Below are 22,676 nucleotides of genomic sequence, written 5' to 3' on the forward strand. Positions count from 1 at the left end.
CGAGAAGATGAATCCGGAACTAGGCAATGACGCGCACTTTGAGTCCAAAGGTTTNTTCCACTCATTTGATGTTATCGCAGCCACCTTCTATGAGCATTATGATGAAATCCTCAACTTCTACAACAACCGTTCATCAAATGCGCTCGCTGAATCATTCAACGCTAAAATCAAACTCTTCAGAGCGAATCTCAGGGGAGTTGTTGACAAGAAGTTTTTCTTATTCCGTATTGCTAAACTGTATGCCTATCCCCACTAAAAATCTACTGACCCGCGACTTCAGATATGTGCTGCGCTATGCGGAGAGACTGAAAAAACATCCCCACGACCTTATGCACAAAGCCGTGGGGTGGATGCTCAGGGAAATGGGAAAGCGCGACATGAACATGCTGCGCGCTTTTCTGAAAGAGAATTATGACGGAATGAGCCGCACCACCCTGCGCTATGCCATAGAGCGTATGGACGAAAGAGAGCGCAAGCAGTGGCTTGCCATGTGTCCGCAGCCTTGACGTGACTCAGGGCATGTGGCTTTCACGCCCGGAGACACCTGTGCGCAGGCTCCGGAAAAAGTGCTTATGCCGACGCAGACTGTCAGCGTTTCAGCACCTTTGCCGAACCGTTGGCAGCCTTCACCACATACAATCCAGCCGGAAGCGACGCCACTGACAGCTCCGCACTGCCGTCAGCCGACACCGCAGTCTCACACACCTTGTCGCCTGCCACACTGTACAGTTCCACCTTGCCGGCTGCGGCTCCGCTCACAATTACGGCAGTGCCGTCCGCGCCAAGGCTTGCCGCGAGTGCGTCGGAAGCGTCTGCGTCAACGCCGCCTATGCCTGTACCGACAGACTCTATCTTCATAGAGCACACACGGTCGTTCCACTCAGTACCTATCCATGAGCTGCTTTCGGTGAACGTGACTGACGCTCCGTCGAAGTTGTCGCCCGAATACATCGTCACCTTATAGCCTGACAGAAGCTTGAAGGAAGTGATGTCGTTGGCGCGTATGCCGTAAAGCGCCATCTCCGTCCGGCTGAAAGAGCCTTCCGGCAGCGTAACCGAGTATCCTCCGTAGTTAATGTCCTGATAGAAGCGCGCGGCAGCCTTGTCTACCGTCTTTGTGGGGAATATGCGGTTGATTGCCGTCGCCCACTCATTGACATTGCGCGCCTCGCTGTTATAGTTCCACAGGAATCCGCCCTGAACACCGTCCGCGTCGCGCCAGTTCTTGAAGCGGCTCTCCATCTCGGAGAGGTTTCCGCTTGCCTCACAGTCGTAACCTATGTACATGGGAATGTCTCCGAACACCTTCCAGTCGGACGGATCGTTGCCCGCACCGCCGCCGTATGTCTGCAGATAAACGAGGTCGCAGGTGCCCGGCACTTCGTTAAGGCGTCTGACAAGCACCTGCCAGTAGCTTCTGTTCATGTAGGGAGCGACAGTTGTCTTGTATCCTATATCGGCGAGCATGCGGTGGAACTTCACGGCAGTCTCGACGTCGTAGTCCTGCTCCTGGTCGTTGTTCACAGCCTCAATCTCCGGTATCATTTCCTTCAGAGCCTTGAAGTTCCTGTAGAGCACGGTCTCCTCGCCCGTCCCGTAACGGTTGATAAAGTCGCGGATGTTGCCGTATGAGCCGTTGCCCCAGCCTCCGATGCATATCTCCAGACGGCTTATGGTGGTGGGTTGTGTGACGAGCGACTTGATGTCGTCCACATAGTGGGGCTGGTATCTGTCGAACACATACTCGCCGTTCTGGCATATTATGCCTCCCGCCTCGGCGGCAGTCTGTGTGTCCCAACTGAAGTCTGTAGTGAGCGAACCGTCTTTCTCGACGTTCACATTGAAGAGGATTGCCGTGGTGTAGCCCGAGTTCTTCAGATTGGTTATTGCTGTCTCGCGTGTGCGTCGTATGTGTCCGCATGCGTAGATTGCCGACTGTGCGTAGAGGTCTGCGGCTCCGGCAACGAGCAGCGACAGCATGATTGCAGTCTTGGTAATGGTTTTCTTCATAATGATATAATAGTATGGTTTCTGTTATTCGCTTATTTTCCTTATTATGGTAAGTCCGTCGCGCAACGGAAGTATCACCTTCTCCACACGCGGGTCGGCTGCGACATGGTCGTTGAAACGGCGTATGCCTGCCGTCTGACTGTCGCGGTCGTAGGCGTGGTCGGTCACATGACCGTCCCAGAGAGTATTGTCGGCGATGATGTATCCGCCCCGCCGCAGGACAGACATCGCCATCTCGTAAGTCTCGACGTACGTGCGCTTGTCGCCGTCGACAAACGCCATGTCGAACACAACGCCCAGACTGGGAGCCATGGTTATGGCATCGCCGATGATGAACTTTATCTTGTCTGACACGGGCGAGCCTTCTATCCACGGGCGGGTGAAGTCTTCCTGTTCGTCGTTTATCTCGAACGTCCACACCTTGCCGCCTTCCTCAAGTCCCTCCGCCATGCAGATGGCACTGTAGCCGCTGAACGTGCCCACCTCAAGAATGTTGCGCGGACGTATCATTGTGACAAGCATCTTGAGCAGACGCCCCTGCAGATGTCCGCTCGCCATGCGTCCGTGGATGGTGTGGATGTTGGTGGCACGGTAGAGACGGTGCAGGTAGTCGCCCTCCGGGTCGATGTGGCTGAGTATGTATGATTCGAGTGTGGTGTCCATTTCCTTATTGTCTGATATCTGCATAAAAGCCGTTCCGAGCCTACGTTCCTTTCTGACGGGCGATGCCTATCAACGCTTCCACTGCAAGACGGTAGGAGTCGAGACCGAAGCCGCAGATGACTCCGGCACACGCGCACGAAATCATGGAACGGTGACGGAACTCCTCCCGCTTGTGGACATTGGATATATGCACCTCGATGACGGGTGCGTCGAGCGAGCGTATGCAGTCCTGCAGGGCTATGCTTGTGTGGGTGTAGGCTCCGGCGTTGAGCACTATGCCGTCGCAGGAGAAGCCTGTCTGCTGCATCATGTCGATGAGCTTGCCCTCTATGTTGCTCTGAAAATAGCCGAACTCCACATCGGGATAAGCCGCGCGGAGCGTCTGTAGCCAGTCCTCGAACGCGCGGTTGCCGTATATGCCGGGCTCGCGTCTGCCGAGCAGATTGAGGTTGGGACCGTTTATAATCTGTATTTTCATAATGTCGTTTTTTGGGTCAGAGTGTCGTCGGGATGTGAATAAAGGCATGCAAAAAGGCATGATGCACACGGCGACAGTTATGATAATGCAAAAATAAGGAAAATAATTCTGAATATCACAGGCACAGTATGCCTTTTTAGGATTATAATGCAAATATATCCGTAAAGTATATGATAAAAGACAAGCCTGACGGCATGTGAGACAAAGAAAAGCTCCGGCACCGCGTGACAGCGACCGGAGCTTGCATTCTGTTGCGTAAGACAATCAGGCGAGCAGACGCTTCACCACAGCCGAGATGGCTCTGCCGTCAGCGCGTCCGGCAAGCTGCTTAGAGACAATGCCCATGACCTTGCCCATGTCTTTCATGCTCTGGGCACCGGTATCGGCGATGACTTTCCTCACCTCAGCCTCTATCTCGTCCTCGCCGAGCTGCTTCGGCAGATACTCCTCTATGACTGCCGCCTGCGCGAGTTCGGCGTCGGCAAGATCCTGACGGCCGTTGTCTGTATAAGTGCGGGCTGACTCCCGTCCCTGCTTGGCAAGCTTCTGGAGTATCTTGAACGCATCGGCGTCCTCGAGAGTGTCGTTGGCTCCCGGAGCTGTCTTTGCCTCGAGGAATACCTTCTTTATGTTGCGCAGCGTCTCAAGACGCACCTTGTCGCGGGCTTTCATAGCCTCTTTTATGTCTTCGCTTACTTTATCGAAAAGTGTCATAATATGTTGTTTTTAAGTAAAACTTATCAATCCCTGTATGGGTTCGCCGCTGTCCTTCTCGTCGCGCACGGGAGCCTTTGCCACCAAAAGCTGGCGTATCTCGTCGAGTTTCTGGCGGGTGCGCTTGTATGTAGGCGTGTTCTCGACGGCAAGGATGATGTCTTCGTTGTCGAGACTCTCCGGTGAGAAGAGGAAGATATGTGGTCTGCGCTTGTTCTGCATGTTGCCTCCGTCACGTCCGTAATAGCGGTCGCGCCGGTTGGCAAGCGCGATTTTGTTGTCTTCCTCACGTGCGAGGCGGTCCACTTCTTCCTGAGTGTGTTTCTTCAGATGTTTGTTCATGCCGTCCACATTCTCTATTCCGAATCCGGTGGCAAGAATGGTCACCTTCACCTTTTTACCCAGTTCGGAGTCTATGCCCACACCCCACTTTATCTCAAAATCGCTGCCGAAACGCTCCATGAAGTCGTTGACATCATTCATCTCCTCCATCATAAGACCGGAGTTGTCACCGTTCTCGTTGCAGAAATTGATGCTGAGCAGTATCTTCTTCGAGTTGAACACATCGTTGTCGTTGAGCAATGGCGAGTTGAGGGCGTCCTGAATGGCTTTGCGCACACGTCCTTCGCCTTCACCGTAACCCATACTCATGATTGCCACTCCGCCGTCTTTAAGGACAGTCTTCACGTCGTTGAAGTCGAGGTTTATCAGTCCGTGGTTGGTGATTATCTCGGCTATGCTGCGCGCCGCTACGCTCAACGTGTCGTCAGCCTTGCCGAACGCCTCGAGCACAGGCAGTTCGGGATATATCTCGCGCAGCCTTTCGTTGTTGATGACAAGCAGCGCGTCGACATGCTTTGCCATCTCCTCGACACCGTCAAGAGCCTGGTCTATCTTGCGCGCGCCCTCGAAACGGAACGGGATGGTTACGATTCCGACAGTGAGGATGCCGAGTTCTTTTGATATACGCGCTATCACCGGAGCGGCGCCGGTGCCTGTTCCACCGCCCATACCGGCAGTGATGAACACCATCTTGGTGCCGTCGCTGAGCATGTTCTTCACGCTCTCTATGCTCTCTTCGGCTGCCTGGCGTGCCTTTTCCGGTTTGTTGCCTGCTCCGAGTCCCTCCTTGCCGAGCTGCAGACGCACCGGAACGGGAGAGTCGTTAAGAGCCTGATTGTCGGTATTACAGAGCACAAACGACACATCGTGAATGCCCTGGCGGTACATATGATTGACAGCATTGCCGCCGCCTCCGCCTACACCGATTACCTTTATAATCGTATTTTCCTTCGTGGGGAGTCCGAAATCCACCATCGGGGAGCTTGTATTATTGTGATCCATAATATTTTGTTTTATCCGGTTTACTGATCTTCAGGAGCCACAAGCGACTTGAAGAACTTCTTCATTGACTCCTTGAACTTATTGGTTGACGAGTTTTTCTTCTGCTCCTCGCGCTCGAGCCGTTCCTGCTCAGCCTTCTCTTCCTGAGCCTTACGTTCCTCTTCCTCCTTGCGGCGGCGTTCTTCCTCCTCCTTGCGGCGACGCTCCTCCTCTTCCTTACGGTTGATGACACCACCGCCGGGAGCGGAAGGCTGACGCTGCGCACTGTTGCTTTGGGCATTCTGCTGCGCGCTTCCGAATATGTCGTCTGATATTGCCTCGCCTGCACAGTTCATGTCTCCTTTAAGAAGAAGTCCGCATATGGTGTTCATCGTTCCGTCGTGCGGTATGACCGTCTTGGGCGATGAAGGCGTTATGCTTGCATGCACGAACTTGGCGACACGCACTTTCTCGATGTGTGTTGTCTGCCTGAAGACAACGTCGATGTTGGTCATATTGGAGCCTCCTCCTGTGAGGATGATACCTCCCAAAAGCTTGTCGGAATATTCGTTTGGCACCTGCGCCCATACGTTTTCCACTATTTCCTTGACCCGCGCCTCGACAATCTCGACGAAGGTGCGGTTGTCTACAGAACGCTCCGCGTCGATAGGAAGCATCAGGGTGTTGTCTATGTCGGCGTTGTCGGTGTATGCGCTGCCGTATTTAAGCTTCATCCTTTCCGCCTCAGCCTCATCCATCTGCAACGACTCGATGTCTTTCGTGATGTTGCCGCTGCCGAGAGGAATGACCGCAATGTGACGGAGTATGTCGCGATAGTATACAGATACGGTGGTCGTGTCGGCTCCAATGTCAACGAGCATGCACCCTGAGCGTTTCTCGGTCTCTGTAAGCACAGCGTCAGCCATGGCAAGAGGCGAGAGATACATTTCAGCTATCGCGATGCCGGCATTGTCGAAGCATTTGTTCAGACTGCGGTAGAACGACTTCCGCCACAGTATATTGAGGAAGTTGCCCTCAATGTGTGAGGACTGTATGCCTACGGGGTCAATCTGGTATTGGGAATCAACCTTGTATTCGAGCGTTATGGCATCGAGTATCTCATAGTCGGGATAAGTCACTCCACGGTTGATGTCCATTATCTCATTGACAAGATCCTGCGACACAATGGTGTCTGAAGGCAGGTCTTTCTGTATTATATTACGCACGCTGTGGATGCTCCTTCCTCCCACTCCGACATATACCTGAGCCACTTCCGTCTTGAGAATCATCTTCAGCTTGTTGATGATATTGGTCAGGCATAGGGCTGTTTTGTCAATATTATAAACGACACCTTTGCGTATGCAAGAGGCGGCATCCTCCTTCACGGCAGCAATAACGGATATGCTACCGTCGGAGTTTTTCCTTCCTGCCATGCCGGTCATCTTGGATGATCCAAGCTCTATTGCTACTATAAATTCATTTGCCATACGTTATAATGTTTTTTTCTTGTGTTCGGTTTATTGCTGTTTCTGAGTCCTCTCCTGCCGTCCGGCAGCCGGCTTGACGGTTGTTTCCGAAGGATGGGCATTGACGGTCTGAGGTGCCGGATGGGGCTTGTAGACTACCGTCCTGTGCGGACGTTTCTTGCAGATTATCTGATTGTCGAACTCGAGATTGACGTAAGAGTACCTGTTCCAACCGGCATGTGAGAGTCCGTACTTGTAGAACTTGACCAGCCGTGTCATCTTGTTCGAGACGTAGTCGGATATAAGTTTCTCATGACTTACGCCTTTCTGAAAATCCGGAAGACGTCCGATGTATACGATATGGTCGCCGACGCGCGGGACGAGTTCGACACCGCCTCCAGGAAGAACATGTATCTGTTCGACGAGATTACGCCACACATCGTTCGCCATAAGCGTCTTTCCCATAGGGGATATGTAGTTTGTCGCAAAACCGGGAGTGATACTTCCGCTTGCGATAATAAGGTTGCTGACGTACGATGAGTTTGGCATGACGCTGTTCTTGTCGTCAACATAATAATCATCACCGTTGTCCGCCTTTATCCGTATGACCGGCAACAGCTGCGTGATGTTGATGAACACCTGCCCGTCCTGAGTCTTGTAGCACTCGGCTGTCTTCACAAACGGACTCATCTTCAGGCGTTCCTCTATCTTGCGGGCGTCGACATAGCGCAATGGTTGTCCCTTTGGATAAATGCCACCGGCGACAAGACGCTTCTTTATTTCGGCGACAGTTATAAAGCCGTTGTTGCTCTCATCGGCTATTGAAATGTTCACACGGGTGCATTTCTTAGCCGTTTCATCGGGCTTGTTGAACGCGGTGAAAGCGAGAACGATATAAATGCCAAGCACTACATCGGTCAGAATGATGAATGTTCTTTTCCAGTTCAGCTTCACTTGGACTCAAGTATCTTTGTGATTTGCGGCACGTAATTGTCCAGATCTCCGGCTCCGAGAACAACCAGCACATCGAAGTCACGGCTTTTGACAAGGTCAAGCACGTCCTCCTTGTGTATCATGCTCTTTTGCACTCCGGGCTTCAGATTGTCGTAGATAAGCTTGCTCGTGACTCCGGGTATGGGTTGTTCGCGCGCCGGATAGATGTCACAGAGTATCACTTCATCAAGCTGGCTCAGCGCATCAGCAAAGTCTTTGTAGAAATCACGGGTACGTGTGTAAAGATGCGGTTGGAATATCGCCGTTATCTTACGGTCGGAATACAACTGCCGTATGCTGCGCGCGCTCTGATAGATTTCCTTCGGATGATGTGCGTAATCGGAAAGGAAGACAAGCTTGTCGGTCTTTATCTTGAAATCGAAACGCCTTTCCACACCACGATAGGTCTTCAGTCCGTACTTCAGTTCCTCTGCCGTGCATCCGCAAAGCTGCGCCATCGCCATTGCGGCTATACTGTTTTCAATATTTATCGGTACAGGCTGTCCAAGCCCGATATTACTCACATTCTCTATCGGAGATACGAAATCGAACGTTATCTCTCCGTTGCCGATTCTTACATTCTCGGCATGAAAGTCTCCGGAATCAAGGCTGTATTCGTACACTCTCACACCTTCCTGCACCTGCTGCCGCATCTCAAGACCCTTATGTATGATAAGGGCGCCGCCCTGCTGTATAAGAGTCGTATAATGTCTGAAACTCTCGAGATACGCCTCTTTGGTTCCGTAAATATCGAGATGGTCAGGGTCGGTGGCAGTGATGACGCTTATCCATGGACGCAGCCAATGGAAAGAGCGGTCGAACTCGTCTGCCTCTATCACTACATAATCGCTGTTGCGTGAAAGAATATAGTTTGTTCCGTAGTTTTTCAGAATGCCTCCGAGGAACGCGTTGCTGTCAAGATGGCTCTGATGCATGATGTGCGCACATATTGCAGACGTCGTTGTCTTGCCGTGAGTTCCGGCTACACACAATCCCTTATGGGTTCTTGTAAGTGTGCCGAGGACCTGTGCGCGCTTTTCAATCTCAAAACCATGCTCGCTGAAAAACACCAGCTCTTTATGCGTGGAAGGTATTGCCGGAGTATAAACGACAAGGCATGACGAAGCATTGCGGCACGCCTGAGGTATTGAGTCGACATCTTCCTCATAATGAAGAAGCATGCCTTCCTTCTCAAGTTGGGCTGTAAGCGCGGACGGTGTCTTGTCATAGCCAGCCACGACAACACCCTTGTGCATAAAGTAACGTGCCAAGGCACTCATGCCAATGCCTCCGGCTCCGATGAAATATACAGATTTTATATCCTTAAGTTCCATATTCTTTTATGTTAAAAGACAGTGTTCAGCTTTCCGCAAGCCTTATCACCTCATCAGCGATGACTTCCGCCGAGTTCTCCTTTCCGAGTTTGCGGATGTTCGCACTCAGCCTTGAAAGGAGGTCGGAATCCTTGACCGTGTCGACAGCCAATGCCAACAAGGAATGCGGAGCGTCGGCATCCTTCACATAAAGAGCCGCATCTTTGTTTACAAGAGCCATCGCATTCTTTGTCTGATGGTCCTCCGCCACATTGGGGGAAGGCACAAGGATGACCGGTTTTCCTATAAGGCAGAACTCACTGATGGAGCTTGCTCCCGCACGGCTTATCACCAGGTCGGCAGCCTTGTAAGCCGCACCCATGTCGCTGATGAAGTCTGTCACCTTCAGCATAGGCATCTCTTTATGCGCGCCAAGCTGCTCCATAATGGCGGCGTTATAATACTTTCCGGTCTGCCATATGAACTGCACGCCACTGCTCTCCACCAAGTCAAGATGCTGCATGATGCTTTCGTTCACCGTACGTGCGCCGAGACTGCCTCCCACAAGAAGTATTGTCTTCTTCTGAGGATCGAGTCCGAACGACCTGACAGCGTCCTCCCGGCTCATGCTGTTCTCTATAAGCGACTGCCTGACAGGGTTGCCGGTGATTACTATTCTGTCTGCCGGAAAGAAGCGGTCCATGCCTTCATAAGCCACACAAATACGCTTTGCCTTTTTCGCGAGAAGCTTGTTTGTGACACCGGCATAAGAGTTCTGTTCCTGAATGAGGCACGGAATACCCATTGAGGCACACTGGTTTAATGTCGGACCGCTTGCATATCCGCCGACACCCACAGCCGCCATAGGTCTGAACTCCTTTATTATCTTACGCGCCATGCGCTGACTTTTCCATATGCGATAGAGCACAATGACGTTGCGCAACATGTTCTTGCGGTCGAAACCGCATATCGGCAAACCTTTAATATCGTATCCTGCCGCCGGCACGCGCTGCATTTCCATCCTGCCCAAAGCACCGACAAACAGTATCTTCGCATCCGGACGCTTTGCCTTTATGGCGTTGGCAATAGACACAGCCGGAAATATATGTCCGCCTGTTCCGCCTCCGCTTATTATTATTCTAAGTTCTTTCTGCTCTCTGTCCATTTTGATTCACCTCTTTCAAATGACAAAATTAATCATTTTCTCACAATAATAGAATTCATCACGCGGTTTTTATTCCGCGCCGCATCACATCGTCCACCATCGCACCGGCTGCTTCCGGTTTCTCTTCCTGTTGCCCTCTGCGCTTTGCAGAACGGCTGATGCTCAGAATGGCTCCTATGTATACACAATTTATAATAGTAGAAGTACCGCCCTTGCTTATAAGCGGAAGCGGCTGGCCAGTCACCGGAGCGAGTCCCACGGCAACACACATGTTGAAAAGAGCCTGCGTCACAAGCAGGAGCGCAAGCCCCATGGCGAGGAACGCCGGGAAGTTGTTCTCACACCGGTTGGCTATCCGTCCAGTCCTGAACAATAATATAATGTATAGCATCGCCACGAACACCGCACCGAAAATACCCGTTTCCTCTATTATGATGGCATAGATAAAATCAGAGAACGCCTGCGAAAGGAAATCGCATTCCTCAGAGTTTCCCGGTCCCTTACCGGTAATGTTGGATGACGCTATCGCTATATTGGCATGTGCCCACTGCCCGTCTTTGTCAAGATCCACCTCCTCCGCTTTAAGCGGTTTGTTGTATATGAAATCATCTATACGTGCCTTCCACGTGTCGAAACGGTGGAACACCTTCTCCACCACTGACTCCTCCTTATCGTTTTCGGCGACAACCTGCGTCGTGTCAACGTCGGACACGGAATTCTCCCTTTGCCTGTCCGTGCCGAAAAACATGACCATTGCGAAGACACCGGATATGAAAAGAGTAGTTATTCCGAGCAGTTTCCCGAGCTGTGTAGCAGGCACACGTCCTATGAGCATCATCATGAAAACCACTATACAAAGCAATGCCGCCGTGGAAAGATTCTCAAGCATGATGAGCGGAATGAAGAACATGCATACTGTCAATATATATCTGAAAGCCTGCTTGTCGGCTCCTTTCTCGGTCTGCATCGCACTCAGAATCTGCGACACAGCCAGTACAAGTGTGCCCTTGGCTATCTCAGACGGCTGGAACTGAATGCCCATCACCGTCACCCACCGGTGTGCCCCGTTGGTCATCTGCCCCACTATATAGACGCTTATGAGCGCCACGAATGACAGACCGAGCATGAGCGGCAGGACGATTCTGAAATACTTGCACTTTATATTAAGCGTCACCACCATGAAGAAGATGCCCATCAGCAGAATGCTTATGTGCTTCAGGACAGGCGCGACATAGTTTCCGCCTTTGTATGTCAGCTGCGAAGAGGCAGAATAAACCTCTATTATGCTGATGATACAAAGGAAAAAGAAGACCATCCATATCACCTTGTCGCCTTTGAATATGTTTCCAAAAGTCTTGTTCATAGCCGATTTCTTTTGTTTGTTTCAATCCTATAACGCCCGCCTACAGTGCCCGTACAAGAGCCTTGAACTGCTCGCCGCGGTCTTCCATGTTCCTGAACAGGTCAAAACTTGCGCAACACGGACTCAGCAGGACAGTGTCTCCGGTATGTGCCAGCTCACGGCACGCCTTCACACAATCACTCATGTTGTCGGTGTCGCGTACCGGAAGACCCAGTCCGTCGAAGAATTTGTGAAGCTTGGTGTTGTCCGCTCCGAGATACACCAACGCCCTGCACTTCCTCAACACCATGTCCTTTATCTCGTTGTAGTCATTGCCCTTGTCCTTTCCACCGATGATAAGAACCGTCGGAGCGGTCATGCTTTCAAGCGCATACCAGCATGCGTCCACGTTGGTTGCCTTTGAGTCGTTGATATACTGCACACCGTCTACAACTGCAACCTTCTCCAAACGGTGCTCCACTCCGGGGAAGTCACCCAGACACTTGCGCAGTGTCGCGCCGTCGATTCCCGCCGCCATGGAGGCAATACCGGCAGCCATGGAGTTGTACATGTTGTGTTTGCCTCTGAGCGACAGCTCTTCCTGCGGCATGGCGAAATGCCCCGGACTCACTATCTCGTATGTCCCGTTGTCTATGAATGCGGCACATGCGTCGTTCCTTGTCTCTGAGAAAGCATATTTTGCAGCCTTGACGTCATACTTGGGCAGTTCCTTCGTCACCACAGGATCGTCGTTCCAGTATATGAAACAGTCGTCTTCTGTCTGGTTGCGCAGTATGCGCATCTTGGCGTCAATATAATTCTGCATGCAATTGTCATAACGGTCGAGATGATCGGGCGTTATGTTCAGCAATATGGCGATGTTGGCACGGAAGTCGTACATGTCGTCCAGCTGGAACGAGCTAAGCTCTATCACGTAGCAGTCGTGCGGATCCTCAGCCACCTGCAAGGCAAGCGAGTTGCCTATGTTTCCTGCCAGTCCCACGTCCAGTCCGGCTGTCTTGAAGATATGATAAATCAAAGACGTTGTAGTGGTCTTGCCGTTGCTGCCCGTTATGCACACCATCTTCGACGACGTGTAACGTCCTGCGAACTCAATCTCACTTATTATTCCGATGCCCTTCTCCACGGCTTTTCTCACCATCGGAGCCTCTTTAGGTATGCCGGGACTCTTTATTATCTCGTCGGCATTCAGAATCCTGTCCTCCGAATGCTGCTTTTCCTCCCATTCTATGCCATGGTCGTCGAGCATCTTCTTATACTTGTCCTTTATGGCGGACATGTCACTTACAAACACGTCGAACCCCTCTTTTTTCGCCAATACGGCTGCGCCGGCTCCACTCTCTCCGGCTCCCAGAACTACGATTCTACTCATATCATGATGGTTGAGACGTCAACCGCGTTTTTATCTTATTTTCAGTGTTATTATAGTCATTGCCGCCAGGATTATCGATATAATCCAGAAGCGTATTGTTATCTTTGATTCATGAATGGCACCTTTGGGCTTTTTCATGAGATACTTGCAGTCCGGGTCGAGCATTTCCTGCTGTGTACGGAAGTTGTCATGGATGGGTGTGCGCTTGAATATGCGCTGTTTCACCCCGTGACGTTTTCCGAGTTTATAGTAATAAACCTGCAGGATGACACTCAGGCTCTCCACAAAGAATATGCCGCAGAGTATGGGCAGCATGAGCTCCTTATGTATTATGATCGCCGATACGGCTATTATGCCTCCGATGGTGAGCGACCCCGTGTCTCCCATGAACACCTGTGCCGGATATGCGTTATACCATAAGAATCCGATGAGCGAGCCCACAAAGGCACACATGAAGACCACAAGCTCCTGCGAACCGGGGATATACATTATGTTAAGATAGTTCGCGAACTCCATGTGACTGCTCACATAGGCGAGTATTCCTATCGTGACGCCGATGATGGCAGAGTTCCCCGCGCACATGCCATCCATCCCGTCGTTAAGGTTCGCACCGTTAGACACAGCCGTGACGACAAATATCGTCATGATGACAAAGAGTATCCACCCCGCCGCGGTCTTGTATTTTCCGCAGAAACCCATGATGTGCGAGTAGTCAAGATTATGTCCCTTCACGAACGGTATGGTGGTCTTGAGCGACTTGCGGGCTTCAGTCCGGTGTTTCACCACTATCTCGCTGCCCTGTTTCTCGATGGCGAGATTCTCGTTCATCTTCACGTCCGGCGACATCCACAGCACCAGTCCGACAATCAGTCCGATGCTCACCTGCCCCACAATCTTGTACCGTCCCTTCAGTCCTTCCTTGTTACGGCGGAATATCTTGATATAGTCGTCAAGTCCGCCGAGCAGTCCGAGCCACACCGTTGTCACTATCATGAGAATGAGATAAATGTTGCGCAGCCTGCCGAGCAGCAGCACCGGCACGAGAATGGCTACTATTATTATCACTCCTCCCATCGACGGCACGCCTATCTTCTGCACTCCGAACGGGTCCACATCAGCCGCGCGCTGCGTCTCGGTAATCTGTTTCGAGCGCAGATATTTTATGAATCTCTCGCCGAACCATGCCGAAATAACAAGCGACAGCATCAGTGCCAGAAGCGACCTGAACGATATGTATCCCCAGAGATGGGCTCCGGAAATGCCATATTCTTCAAGAAATCTGAACAAATAATATAACATTTGCTTTTCGTTTTATTGTTTTTTCGCTTTTACTTTGATTATCTCCCCAACGCACAGGAGTCTGTCAGGATTTCTTCTCTTCCGTCCCGATGAACTCCCTCACAACCTCGTGGTCGTCGAAATGATGCTTTACGCCCTTTATCTCCTGATAGTCCTCATGTCCCTTTCCGGCTATAAGGACCACGTCGCCCTTGCCTGCCATCATGCAAGCCGTGCGTATAGCCTCCCTCCTGTCGGCTATGCTTATCACCTTCTTCATCTGTTGCGCGTTCAGTCCGGCAAGCATGTCGTTGATGATATCCTGCGGTTCCTCAAACCGCGGGTTGTCGCTTGTGATGATAACCTTGTCGCTCTGAGCCACAGCTTCCTGCGCCATGAGCGGGCGTTTGCCCTTGTCGCGGTTGCCACCGGCGCCGCATACGGTAATCAGATGTCCTCGTCCGTCCAGCACCTCATGTATCGCGCCGAGCACGTTTTTAAGGGCATCGGGCGTGTGGGCATAGTCCACAATAGCCGTAAAGCCCTCCGGCGAGTGTATTGGTTCGAGCCTTCCGTTCACGCTGTGCAGTGTGCTGAGCACCAGCAGTACGTCCTCCGGTTTCTGTCCGAGCATCACCGCCGCGCCGTAAACGGCGAGCAGGTTGCTCAGATTGAACTTCCCGATGAACTGCACTCCCACTTCCCTGCCGTCTATCTCGAGATACATACCCTCGAAATGACACTCCAGCAGCCTGCCTTTGAAGTCTGCCATGGAGCGCGTGGAGTATGTCTTCACCACAGCCTTGGTGTTCTGCACCATCACCATTCCGTTCTTGTCGTCGGCGTTGGTTATGGCGAAAGCCGTCTTGGGCAGCCCGTCGAAGAACGCCTTCTTGGCATTGCGGTAGTTCTCGAACGTCTTGTGGTAGTCCAGATGGTCGCGCGTGAGGTTGGTGAACACTCCTCCCGCGAAGTGCAGACCGCCTATGCGCTTCTGCGCGATGGCATGCGAGCTGCATTCCATGAACGCATACTCACATCCTGCCTCCACCATGCGTGCCAGCAGGGCGTTGAGTTCTATCGGGTCGGGCGTGGTGTGGTCGGCTGGAACCTTCTCGTCCACGATATAGTTGCACACCGTAGAGAGCAGTCCGCACTTGTAGCCCAGCTTTGTGAACATATTATATAATAAGGTGGCGATGGTGGTCTTTCCGTTCGTCCCTGTCACTCCCACGAGCTTCAGCTTTTTTGAAGGCTCGCCGTAGAACACTGTCGCCACCTTGCCCGCGGCGTCTTCCGTAGACTCCACCTGTACGTAGGTCACACCGTTGTCAAGCTCAGACGGCAGTTCCTCACACATCACAGCGACGGCTCCGGCTTCAACGGCACCGCCGATGAACCGGTGTCCGTCCACCTGCGTTCCCTTCATCGCGATGAACAGGTTGCCCTTGCCTATAAGGCGCGAGTTGATGTTCACGCCTGTCACGTCTATGTCCTCGTTACCCTTTATGGCAACAGGCTTTATGTTTTTCAGAAGTTTTCTCAGTTCCATATATTATTGTTTTTGTCGTTTTCTTCACTATACGCTAACTCAGCACGAGCTCGCACACCATGCCCTTGCGCGTGGAATGACCTGCGGGAATGCTCTGCTGCACCACCTTGCCGCGTCCTTTGAGCCTCACTTTCAGCCCCCGGCTTTCGAGGATGTACACCGCATCGCGCGCGCCCATGCCCTTCACGTCGGGCATTCCCGGCAGGTTGCCCACCTTCTCGCGTGTAAGGCTTACGCCGGCTTTGCCTTTTTCGGCTTTTCCCCATATGGGATTTCCGTCGGCATAAGAACCGCTCCAGTCAGCCCTCGGCTTGAAACCGAGATACTTGAGCACATAGTCGGCGGCAAGGATATTGCCGTTTTTCACGTCGGGCACAAGCACAGAGGTGGAGTCGCGTGCGTCCCGCACATCCAGCTTGATGTCCTGCGCCATTATGCCTTCGGCTATGTTGTGGAACACCAGTCCGCTCATTCCGCCTCCGGAAGCAGGAAGTCCCGACTTCTGTATGCACACTATGCAACTGTAGCGAGGGTTGTCGGCTGGGAAATATCCTGCGAAACTGAGCAGATAGTTCACCGTTCCGCTCTTATATCCTGCCGCTCCCTGCGATATCTGGGCAGTCCCCGTCTTTCCAGCCACCTTGAAAGAGCGCGAGCCCGCCTTCTTTCCGAGTCCCTGGCTCACCACCTTTTCCAGTATGGTCTGTATCTTGCCGAGCGTCGACGGCTTGCATATTCTCTCTCTCATCACCTGCGGCGGATACTCGGCTATCACCTTTCCGTCCTTCACCACCGCCTTCACGAAGCGCGGCCTCATCATACGTCCGCCGTTGGCTATGGCGTTATAGAAAGTCAGGGTCGATATGGGCGGTATCTGGGTCTCGTATCCTATGCTCATCCACGGCAGTGCCGTCTTGCTCCAGTTCACATACTGCCGTCCTTCCTTCCGTGGCATTCTTATGCGTGCCGGAGACGCTCCCGCAAGCGGAATCTTCAGGTCGTCGGCAAGTCCGAGACGGTATATGCCCTCCACAAACTTCTCCGGATTGTTCCTGTAATGGTCGTCTATGATGCGGCTCACTCCCACATTAGAGCTCACCATGAGCGTCTGCGGCAGCGTGAGCATGCCGTAGCCTCCGCGTCTCCAGTTGTGGTCGCGCATCTCCCTTCCGTACATGGGCCACACGCCTCCGCCTGTCTCCACACGCGCCGTGGTGTCCACCACTCCGTCGTCGAGTGCCACCATTATCGAGGCGGTCTTGAACACGGAGCCCGGTTCGAGCAGATCGCTCACGGCATGGTTCTTCCTCTCTCGGTACTCTCCGTCTCCGCACTTCTCCATGTTCACTATCGCCTTGATGTCGCCCGTGGCTACCTCCATGACGAGAGCCACTCCCACATTGCCGTTTATCTTCTTCAGCTCGTCGATGACCGACCTCTCCGCAAGGTCCTGCATGGACACGTCTATCGTCGTCACGATGTCCGCGCCGTCGACAGGCGGGGTGTCCATGATGCTGAGAAACTTGTTGAGCACCTTCCGGCGGTGGGTTATGCCGTCCACGCCGCGCAGCACCGAGTCGTAAGAAAGCTCCAGTCCGTAGCGCGCCGAGTCCTTCGCCCCGTAAAGCTCACCGAGCGTACGTCCGGCGAGTGAGCCGTAGGCACGTTTGCGGGCGTTGTATTCCTCGACGTGGAAGCCGCTCCTGTACTTCAGCTTCATGTTGAACACAGGCAGCGACCTCACCTCCACATAGGTGTTATAATTGATGCGCGAGGGCCATATCGCCCAGTGGCGGCTCTGCTTCTCCCTGCCTTTCTCCAGATGAGCCCTGAACTCCGACGCCTTTTTCTCCGGGAAGATGGCGTTCAGACCTGCCGATATGGAGTCGAGCTTGCTTTCCCAGAGCGAGTCGTTGCCTGCCTCGCGCAGAGCCCTGAAGTCCATGAACACCTTATATTCGGGCAGCGACGACGCCATGAGCAGTCCGTCGCAGCTGAGTATGTTGCCTCTCGTAGGCTTCACCGTCACGCTGTCAGCCTTCACCCTGTCAGCCACATCGAGCCAGAAGTCGCGCTTGGCGGTCATGATGAACATCGCCCTGCCCACCACCGACACTGCCACAAACATGAGTACGATGGCTATGAAACTGTAACGTGGGGTTATCTTCTTCGAATCAAACTTACTCATTTTCCGGAACGTTTATTATGTATGGAGGTTGTTTGGATATATGCAACGTGCTGTCCTTGCTCACCCTGAGCTGTTCGAGCACCCTGCTCTCGCGGCACATCTCGGTAAGCAGACTGGTGCTCGAGAGTGCCTTGTATTTGGCGTCCTTCAGTTCTTTGTCCAGATTGTCTATCTGTATGAGATACTGCTGGCAGCTGTATCTGTTGGATATATATATCACCGCAAAAAGCGTTATGAGCAGAAACACTCCTATCTGCCGCCTTATCGGGGCGGTGTTGAGGATGTCGCCGCCGAGTATTTTTCCCAAGGTGAAACTGCGTGAGAGCGGTTCCTCTCCTTCGATGGCATGCTCTCTGATGACATCGGCGAGAGTCTCCGGCTTCGCCTCGTCCTCCTTCACGGCGCCGCTGTCCTGTTCAGTCTTGTCTGACTCGGGCTTACGCTCCTTCAGGTTCATCAAGACCTCCACGGGGTCTGTCTCTTTTTTCTTCTCTTCTTCGCTCATATCTTCTCTGCTACTCTCAGTTTTGCACTACGGCTGCGTGGGTTGGCAGCCTGCTCCACGTCAGAAGGCACCGTCATACGGCAGCCTGCCGGACGGAACGGCGTGAGCCTGCGGCCGAAGAAGTCCTGCTCCACACGGCCCTCGGCGTTGCCCGATTTCATCATGTTCTTCACAATGCGGTCTTCTATCGAGTGATAGGTTATGACCGACAGCCTGCCGCCCGGACGCAGCAGACGTGCCGCCGAGACGAGCATCTCACGCAGGGCGTCAGTCTCGTGGTTCACCTCTATGCGCAACGCCTGGAACAGACGTGCCATGTCTTTCTTCTCCCTTCCGCGGGTCATGAACGGCTCTGCCACCTTCAGAAGGTCGCCCGTGGTGACCAGCGGAGCCTCTCTGCGCGCCTTGACGACGGCTGCTGCTATGCGCCTCGACTGCCGCAGCTCGCCGTACATGTATATCACATCGGCGAGACGTGCCTCGTCGTAAGAGTCAAGAATGTCGGCGGCGGTAGTGCCCGAACGCTTGTTCATGCGCATGTCGAGCGGCGAGTCGAACCTGAAAGAGAATCCGCGGCTCCCGTCGTCAAGGTGATGCGACGACACTCCGAGGTCGGCAAGCAGTCCGTCTATATGTTCCACACCGTAATAGCGCATCCAGTTCTCGAGATAGCGGAAATTGCTCCGCACGAAAGTGAAACGGCTTCCGGTGTCCGTGATGTTGCGTTCGGCGTCGGCGTCCTGGTCGAAGCTGAACAGCCTGCCGCCCTCGCCGAGGCGCGAGAGTATCTCTCTCGAATGGCCGCCACCGCCGAACGTCACGTCCACATACGTGCCGTCAGGGCGTATGGCGAGTCCGTCCACGCTCTCCTTCAGCAGCACCGGCACATGGTATGTGCCCGCCACAACGGGCTTGCCGTCCTCATCTGTTATCTGTCGTATTGCTTTCATCTGTACTGATTGACCCGCCGTGCATAAGTGTCTCGAGCGCGGCGCCAAACTCGGTGCTGTCCATGAACGGTGTCTGAAGGCTCTCGCTGCTCCATATCTCGATGGTGTCGCCCATGCCGATGAACCTCACCGACTGGCTTATGCCTGCCATCGCAAGATAGCGGCGCGGCAGAAGTATGCGTCCGCTGGCGTCTATGGTGAGTATCTCGGCGTCCGACACGAACTGGCGGAATATCTGCTGGTGGGCGGCGTTCCAGCGGTTGAGTCGCGAGCGCAGCACGTCCATCTGCTCGTTCCACACCGATGCGGGATAGAGCACAAGGCATGGCTGGAATACGTCCTTGCGCAGCACAAGTCCGTCGTCCGACACCGGCTGCAGCTCCTTACGGAATACCGCAGGCAGGAAAACGCGCCCTTTGGCGTCGGTTCTGGCTTCTATGTTACCGATAAAACGCACTTTCACCTAATTAAACGTTATCAGGCTTCAAAGATACACAAATTACTCCACATTCACCCACTATTCTCCACAAAAGTTTAAATAAATTTTTACAATCTCCCCGCAGGCTCGTCCGCGCGCCATTCCGGACGCCCAGCCGGGGCGGCTGACGGTGATTTTATAATTGACATATTGTAACTACAGAAACGCTTCTGTTAAACGACAGACCCGGCATAGCCGCGAATCCGCGCACGAAGAGGGGTTTTCTCTCAAAAAGAGCGGAAAATCCGTGCATATCCGTTAGTCATTGTATGTCAGCCCAATACACACCGTCGTGCGGTTCTCTTCAGAAAAACAGTGTCGCGGGAAAGCCTGTTCCGGCTCGCGGAAGAGCCTCTTTCGCACTGCCGGAAAGGCTTTTCAGCACTGCCATAAAGGCTTTCTGGCAAGCCCGAAGAGGCTTTTTCATGCTGCAAAATCCGTTTTCCGGTCCGTCAGACAGCACCATCCTGCACCACAACACCGATGAAATGGACAAAAACAGCATATTCTTCCGCCTGCACGCATATGCTTTACCAACATGCGACAAAGGCTTTTCCGCGCAACAATTAACTTAAAATTGTTAAACAGAACAATCGGAATCAGCCTGTCCGTAACTCTCCCGTGCGTATCAGCACACCCGCGTGCCGTACCCGTCACGGTGTTTTTCAAAATGAAGTCATAACCCATCAGCCGTTTTACATTGTCATGTCAAAAACACATCAAAGTGAACTTTTTTATACAAAAATATGAGTATATTAAAAAACTTATAATAACTTTGCACCACATTAATGTAATTTATACGCATGCTCGAAACAACAGAGAGAACCATAGATCTTGACAGAATCATCCGCGAGAAGATGGGCACGAAAGCCAGATATGTGCCGTCGGTCGCCGTGAGATGGCTGAAGCACATCATACATCAGGACGAGGTGAACAGGTTTCTGTGGGAGAGCCGCGACAAGAAGGGCACGGAATGGCTCGAGGAATGCACCAGATATCTCGACATGACGCTCGACATCGAAGGGCTGGAGAACCTGCCCGACAAGAACGACGGGCGGCTTTACACGTTCGTCTCCAACCATCCGCTCGGAGGAGTAGACGGTGTCGCGCTCGGCGCAATCATCGGACGACACTACGACGGACGCTTCAGATATCTCGTGAACGACCTTCTAATGAATCTGCCCGGGCTCGCGCCGCTATGCATCCCCATCAACAAGACGGGGAAACAAAGCCGGAGCTTCCCCGAGATGGTGGAGGCGGGATTCTCCGGAGACAACCATATACTGATGTTTCCGGCAGGCATCTGCTCACGCAAGATTGACGGACAGATACACGACCTGCCCTGGAAGAAGACGTTCATAACGAAAAGCGTGGAGACGAAACGCGACATAGTGCCCATACACTTCGGCGGGCGCAACTCCGACTTTTTCTACGGTCTTGCCAACGTATGCAAGGCTCTGCACATCAAGTTCAATATTGCCATGCTCTTTCTCGTAGACGAAATGTACAAGAACGTGCACAAGTCGTTCCGCGTGGCGATAGGAAAACCGATACCGTGGCAGACATTCGACAAGTCGAAAACAGCGATGGAATGGGCGAAATATGTGCAGGACATGGTCTACAGACTATGACGTGCGACTGCCGCGAAGCGTATAAACATGAAAAGAAAAATCCATATAATAAACTAACAAAATGGAAGAAGCCATAATCCAACCTATCAGCAAGGAACTCATCAAAAGCGAGCTCACACCTGAGAAACAGCTGCGCATGACGAACAAAAGCCACAACGAGATATACGTCATCACAGCGAACAACTCGCCGAACGTGATGAAGGAAATAGGAAGACTGCGCGAAATAGCGTTCCGCGAGGCGGGAGGCGGTACGGGAAAATCAATGGATATTGACGAATTCGACGTTGGTGAGAACTGCTACAAACAGCTTATCGTATGGAATCCGGAGGCGGAGGAGATAATAGGAGGCTACCGCTACATGCTCGGAACAGACTGGAAACTGAACGCGGACAGGCAGCCCATACTCGCCACCAGCCACATGTTCCACTTCTCCGACAAGTTCATCGACGAGTATATGCCTTACACCGTGGAGCTGGGACGCTCGTTCGTGTCGCTCGAGTATCAGAGTTCGAGGATGGGTTCGAAGAGTCTTTTCGCCCTCGACAACCTCTGGGACGGACTCGGGGCACTGACCGTGATAAGGCCGAACATAAAATATTTCTTCGGAAAAATGACCATGTACCCGTCGTACATCAGACGCGGAAGGGACATGATTCTCTATTTCCTGAAAAAGCATTTCGACGATAAGGAGAACCTCATCATACCGATGAAACCGCTGAAAATAGAGACTGACGAGAGCGAACTGAAGGAACTTTTCTGCGAGGATGACTTCAAGAAGGACTACAGAATACTGAATCGGGAAATCAGGAAACTGGGATACAACATCCCGCCGCTCGTGAACGCGTACATGGGACTGAGCCCGACGATGAAGCTCTTCGGCACTGCCATCAACTACGGATTTGGAGATGTGGAGGAGACGGGCATTCTGATAACCGTCGACGAGATTCTGGAAGAGAAGCGCATACGCCACATCGACTCTTTCATAAAGGAGCACCCGGAGGCTCTGAAGATAACAAGCGGCGCGAGTCCTGTGATATACAGGGAAAAGGAATGACTCCCGCACCGCCGCAAGAGCCTGCCCAGGGACTGCGGGAAGGGCGCGTCACACCGGCTCGCCAATGAGCGACAACCTGACTGTCCTGGCACTTCCGTGCCGGGGCGGATGCCGCAATGCCGAACAATACCATATCCGAGATACAAAGAGAAAGCGCGCACGGCGCGCATATGTCCGTAA

General features: G+C 52.7%; 21 protein-coding genes and 1 pseudogene. 5 read left to right on the forward strand and 17 right to left on the reverse strand.

The window, feature by feature from the left end:
• Positions 1–58 precede the first annotated feature (58 nt).
• Both BN4609_RS17290 and BN4609_RS00810 read left to right on the forward strand, forming a co-directional pair.
• A pseudogene (locus BN4609_RS17290) lies at positions 59–256 on the forward strand (transposase); the annotation flags it as partial.
• Positions 240–506 carry a DNA alkylation repair protein gene (locus BN4609_RS00810; protein WP_068854915.1) on the forward strand — a complete coding sequence of 89 codons (267 nt, stop codon included), beginning with the start codon at positions 240–242 and terminating at the stop codon, positions 504–506. The pseudogene BN4609_RS17290 and the gene BN4609_RS00810, both read left to right, overlap by 17 nt.
• 82 nt (positions 507–588) lie before the next feature.
• On the opposite strand, the gene BN4609_RS00815 is transcribed toward BN4609_RS00810, so the two are convergent.
• From BN4609_RS00815 to mraZ, 17 genes are all read right to left on the reverse strand, one after another.
• Positions 589–2,010 carry a T9SS type A sorting domain-containing protein gene (locus BN4609_RS00815; RefSeq protein ID WP_068854916.1) on the reverse strand — a complete coding sequence of 474 codons (1,422 nt, stop codon included), beginning with the start codon at positions 2,008–2,010 and terminating at the stop codon, positions 589–591.
• 24 nt (positions 2,011–2,034) lie between these two features.
• Positions 2,035–2,673 (reverse strand): O-methyltransferase, encoded by a 639-nt coding sequence (locus tag BN4609_RS00820; RefSeq protein ID WP_021993037.1) that lies wholly within the window; start codon positions 2,671–2,673, stop codon positions 2,035–2,037.
• A gap of 40 nt (positions 2,674–2,713) precedes the next feature.
• Positions 2,714–3,151 (reverse strand): type II 3-dehydroquinate dehydratase, encoded by a 438-nt coding sequence (gene aroQ / locus BN4609_RS00825; RefSeq protein ID WP_068854917.1) that lies wholly within the window; start codon positions 3,149–3,151, stop codon positions 2,714–2,716.
• A gap of 264 nt (positions 3,152–3,415) precedes the next feature.
• Positions 3,416–3,865, reverse strand: a complete 450-nt coding sequence (locus BN4609_RS00830) for a GatB/YqeY domain-containing protein (protein ID WP_021993039.1) — start codon at positions 3,863–3,865, stop codon at positions 3,416–3,418.
• 12 nt (positions 3,866–3,877) lie between these two features.
• Positions 3,878–5,209 carry a cell division protein FtsZ gene (ftsZ, locus tag BN4609_RS00835; protein WP_068854918.1) on the reverse strand — a complete coding sequence of 444 codons (1,332 nt, stop codon included), beginning with the start codon at positions 5,207–5,209 and terminating at the stop codon, positions 3,878–3,880.
• A gap of 20 nt (positions 5,210–5,229) precedes the next feature.
• Positions 5,230–6,675 carry a cell division protein FtsA gene (gene ftsA / locus BN4609_RS00840; protein WP_068854919.1) on the reverse strand — a complete coding sequence of 482 codons (1,446 nt, stop codon included), beginning with the start codon at positions 6,673–6,675 and terminating at the stop codon, positions 5,230–5,232.
• A 30-nt stretch (positions 6,676–6,705) separates the two neighbouring features.
• Positions 6,706–7,608 (reverse strand): cell division protein FtsQ/DivIB, encoded by a 903-nt coding sequence (locus tag BN4609_RS00845; RefSeq protein WP_068854920.1) that lies wholly within the window; start codon positions 7,606–7,608, stop codon positions 6,706–6,708.
• Positions 7,605–8,981 carry a UDP-N-acetylmuramate--L-alanine ligase gene (murC, locus tag BN4609_RS00850; protein WP_021993043.1) on the reverse strand — a complete coding sequence of 459 codons (1,377 nt, stop codon included), beginning with the start codon at positions 8,979–8,981 and terminating at the stop codon, positions 7,605–7,607. Before murC ends, BN4609_RS00845 begins: the two co-directional genes overlap by 4 nt.
• 25 nt (positions 8,982–9,006) lie before the next feature.
• Positions 9,007–10,125: an undecaprenyldiphospho-muramoylpentapeptide beta-N-acetylglucosaminyltransferase gene (murG, locus tag BN4609_RS00855; RefSeq protein WP_068854921.1), complete on the reverse strand. Its 1,119-nt coding sequence runs from the start codon at positions 10,123–10,125 to the stop codon at positions 9,007–9,009.
• A 58-nt stretch (positions 10,126–10,183) separates the two neighbouring features.
• On the reverse strand, positions 10,184–11,488 hold the full coding sequence (locus BN4609_RS00860) for an FtsW/RodA/SpoVE family cell cycle protein (RefSeq protein WP_068854922.1): 1,305 nt from the start codon (positions 11,486–11,488) through the stop codon (positions 10,184–10,186).
• 40 nt (positions 11,489–11,528) lie between these two features.
• Positions 11,529–12,860, reverse strand: coding sequence for a UDP-N-acetylmuramoyl-L-alanine--D-glutamate ligase (gene murD / locus BN4609_RS00865; protein ID WP_068854923.1), 1,332 nt, complete (start codon positions 12,858–12,860; stop codon positions 11,529–11,531).
• Positions 12,861–12,890: 30 nt separating this feature from the next.
• Complete coding sequence (gene mraY / locus BN4609_RS00870) at positions 12,891–14,159, reverse strand: phospho-N-acetylmuramoyl-pentapeptide-transferase (protein ID WP_021993047.1); 1,269 nt, start codon at positions 14,157–14,159, stop codon at positions 12,891–12,893.
• Positions 14,160–14,223: 64 nt separating this feature from the next.
• Positions 14,224–15,690, reverse strand: coding sequence for a UDP-N-acetylmuramoyl-L-alanyl-D-glutamate--2,6-diaminopimelate ligase (locus BN4609_RS00875; RefSeq protein WP_068854924.1), 1,467 nt, complete (start codon positions 15,688–15,690; stop codon positions 14,224–14,226).
• Positions 15,691–15,724: 34 nt separating this feature from the next.
• Complete coding sequence (locus tag BN4609_RS00880; RefSeq protein ID WP_068854925.1) at positions 15,725–17,878, reverse strand: penicillin-binding protein; 2,154 nt, start codon at positions 17,876–17,878, stop codon at positions 15,725–15,727.
• Entirely contained in the window at positions 17,871–18,383 is a 513-nt protein-coding gene (locus BN4609_RS00885) for an FtsL-like putative cell division protein (protein ID WP_068854926.1), read from the reverse strand. Before BN4609_RS00885 ends, BN4609_RS00880 begins: the two co-directional genes overlap by 8 nt.
• On the reverse strand, positions 18,380–19,333 hold the full coding sequence (gene rsmH, locus BN4609_RS00890; protein WP_068854927.1) for a 16S rRNA (cytosine(1402)-N(4))-methyltransferase RsmH: 954 nt from the start codon (positions 19,331–19,333) through the stop codon (positions 18,380–18,382). The genes BN4609_RS00885 and rsmH overlap by 4 nt, the downstream gene beginning before the upstream one ends.
• On the reverse strand, positions 19,305–19,790 hold the full coding sequence (gene mraZ, locus BN4609_RS00895; protein ID WP_068854995.1) for a division/cell wall cluster transcriptional repressor MraZ: 486 nt from the start codon (positions 19,788–19,790) through the stop codon (positions 19,305–19,307). Before mraZ ends, rsmH begins: the two co-directional genes overlap by 29 nt.
• A 290-nt stretch (positions 19,791–20,080) precedes the next feature.
• Between mraZ and BN4609_RS00900 the strand changes: the two genes are divergently transcribed.
• The 3 genes from BN4609_RS00900 to glsB all read left to right on the forward strand — a co-directional run bounded on the left by BN4609_RS00900 (position 20,081) and on the right by glsB (position 22,496).
• Positions 20,081–20,386: a hypothetical protein gene (locus BN4609_RS00900; RefSeq protein WP_068854928.1), complete on the forward strand. Its 306-nt coding sequence runs from the start codon at positions 20,081–20,083 to the stop codon at positions 20,384–20,386.
• A gap of 228 nt (positions 20,387–20,614) precedes the next feature.
• Positions 20,615–21,442, forward strand: a complete 828-nt coding sequence (glsA, locus tag BN4609_RS00905; RefSeq protein WP_068854929.1) for a lyso-glycine lipid O-acyltransferase GlsA — start codon at positions 20,615–20,617, stop codon at positions 21,440–21,442.
• Positions 21,443–21,503: 61 nt separating this feature from the next.
• A complete protein-coding gene (gene glsB / locus BN4609_RS00910; RefSeq protein ID WP_068854930.1) occupies positions 21,504–22,496 on the forward strand; it encodes a glycine N(alpha)-acyltransferase GlsB in 993 nt (330 codons plus the stop codon).
• The last annotated feature ends 180 nt before the right edge of the window (positions 22,497–22,676 follow it).

The sequence above is a fragment of the Leyella lascolaii genome, assembly GCF_900079775.1.
GTDB lineage: Bacteria > Bacteroidota > Bacteroidia > Bacteroidales > Bacteroidaceae > Prevotella > Prevotella lascolaii.

Excerpts from the sequence above, each read along its gene's own strand:
- aroQ (WP_068854917.1), bottom strand. The coding sequence starts at position 3,151 with ATGAAAATACAGATTATAAACGGTCCCAACCTCAATCTGCTCGGCAGA.
- murC (WP_021993043.1), bottom strand. The coding sequence starts at position 8,981 with ATGGAACTTAAGGATATAAAATCTGTATATTTCATCGGAGCCGGAGGC.
- murD (WP_068854923.1), bottom strand. The coding sequence starts at position 12,860 with ATGAGTAGAATCGTAGTTCTGGGAGCCGGAGAGAGTGGAGCCGGCGCA.
- glsA (WP_068854929.1), top strand. The coding sequence starts at position 20,615 with ATGCTCGAAACAACAGAGAGAACCATAGATCTTGACAGAATCATCCGC.
- BN4609_RS00900 (WP_068854928.1), top strand. The coding sequence starts at position 20,081 with ATGTCAGCCCAATACACACCGTCGTGCGGTTCTCTTCAGAAAAACAGT.
- murG (WP_068854921.1), bottom strand. The coding sequence starts at position 10,125 with ATGGACAGAGAGCAGAAAGAACTTAGAATAATAATAAGCGGAGGCGGA.
- BN4609_RS00885 (WP_068854926.1), bottom strand. The coding sequence starts at position 18,383 with ATGAGCGAAGAAGAGAAGAAAAAAGAGACAGACCCCGTGGAGGTCTTG.
- BN4609_RS00860 (WP_068854922.1), bottom strand. The coding sequence starts at position 11,488 with ATGAACAAGACTTTTGGAAACATATTCAAAGGCGACAAGGTGATATGG.
- BN4609_RS00815 (WP_068854916.1), bottom strand. The coding sequence starts at position 2,010 with ATGAAGAAAACCATTACCAAGACTGCAATCATGCTGTCGCTGCTCGTT.
- glsB (WP_068854930.1), top strand. The coding sequence starts at position 21,504 with ATGGAAGAAGCCATAATCCAACCTATCAGCAAGGAACTCATCAAAAGC.
- BN4609_RS00810 (WP_068854915.1), top strand. The coding sequence starts at position 240 with ATGCCTATCCCCACTAAAAATCTACTGACCCGCGACTTCAGATATGTG.
- ftsZ (WP_068854918.1), bottom strand. The coding sequence starts at position 5,209 with ATGGATCACAATAATACAAGCTCCCCGATGGTGGATTTCGGACTCCCC.
- ftsA (WP_068854919.1), bottom strand. The coding sequence starts at position 6,675 with ATGGCAAATGAATTTATAGTAGCAATAGAGCTTGGATCATCCAAGATG.
- rsmH (WP_068854927.1), bottom strand. The coding sequence starts at position 19,333 with ATGAAAGCAATACGACAGATAACAGATGAGGACGGCAAGCCCGTTGTG.
- BN4609_RS00875 (WP_068854924.1), bottom strand. The coding sequence starts at position 15,690 with ATGGAACTGAGAAAACTTCTGAAAAACATAAAGCCTGTTGCCATAAAG.
- mraY (WP_021993047.1), bottom strand. The coding sequence starts at position 14,159 with ATGTTATATTATTTGTTCAGATTTCTTGAAGAATATGGCATTTCCGGA.
- BN4609_RS00830 (WP_021993039.1), bottom strand. The coding sequence starts at position 3,865 with ATGACACTTTTCGATAAAGTAAGCGAAGACATAAAAGAGGCTATGAAA.
- BN4609_RS00820 (WP_021993037.1), bottom strand. The coding sequence starts at position 2,673 with ATGGACACCACACTCGAATCATACATACTCAGCCACATCGACCCGGAG.
- BN4609_RS00880 (WP_068854925.1), bottom strand. The coding sequence starts at position 17,878 with ATGAGTAAGTTTGATTCGAAGAAGATAACCCCACGTTACAGTTTCATA.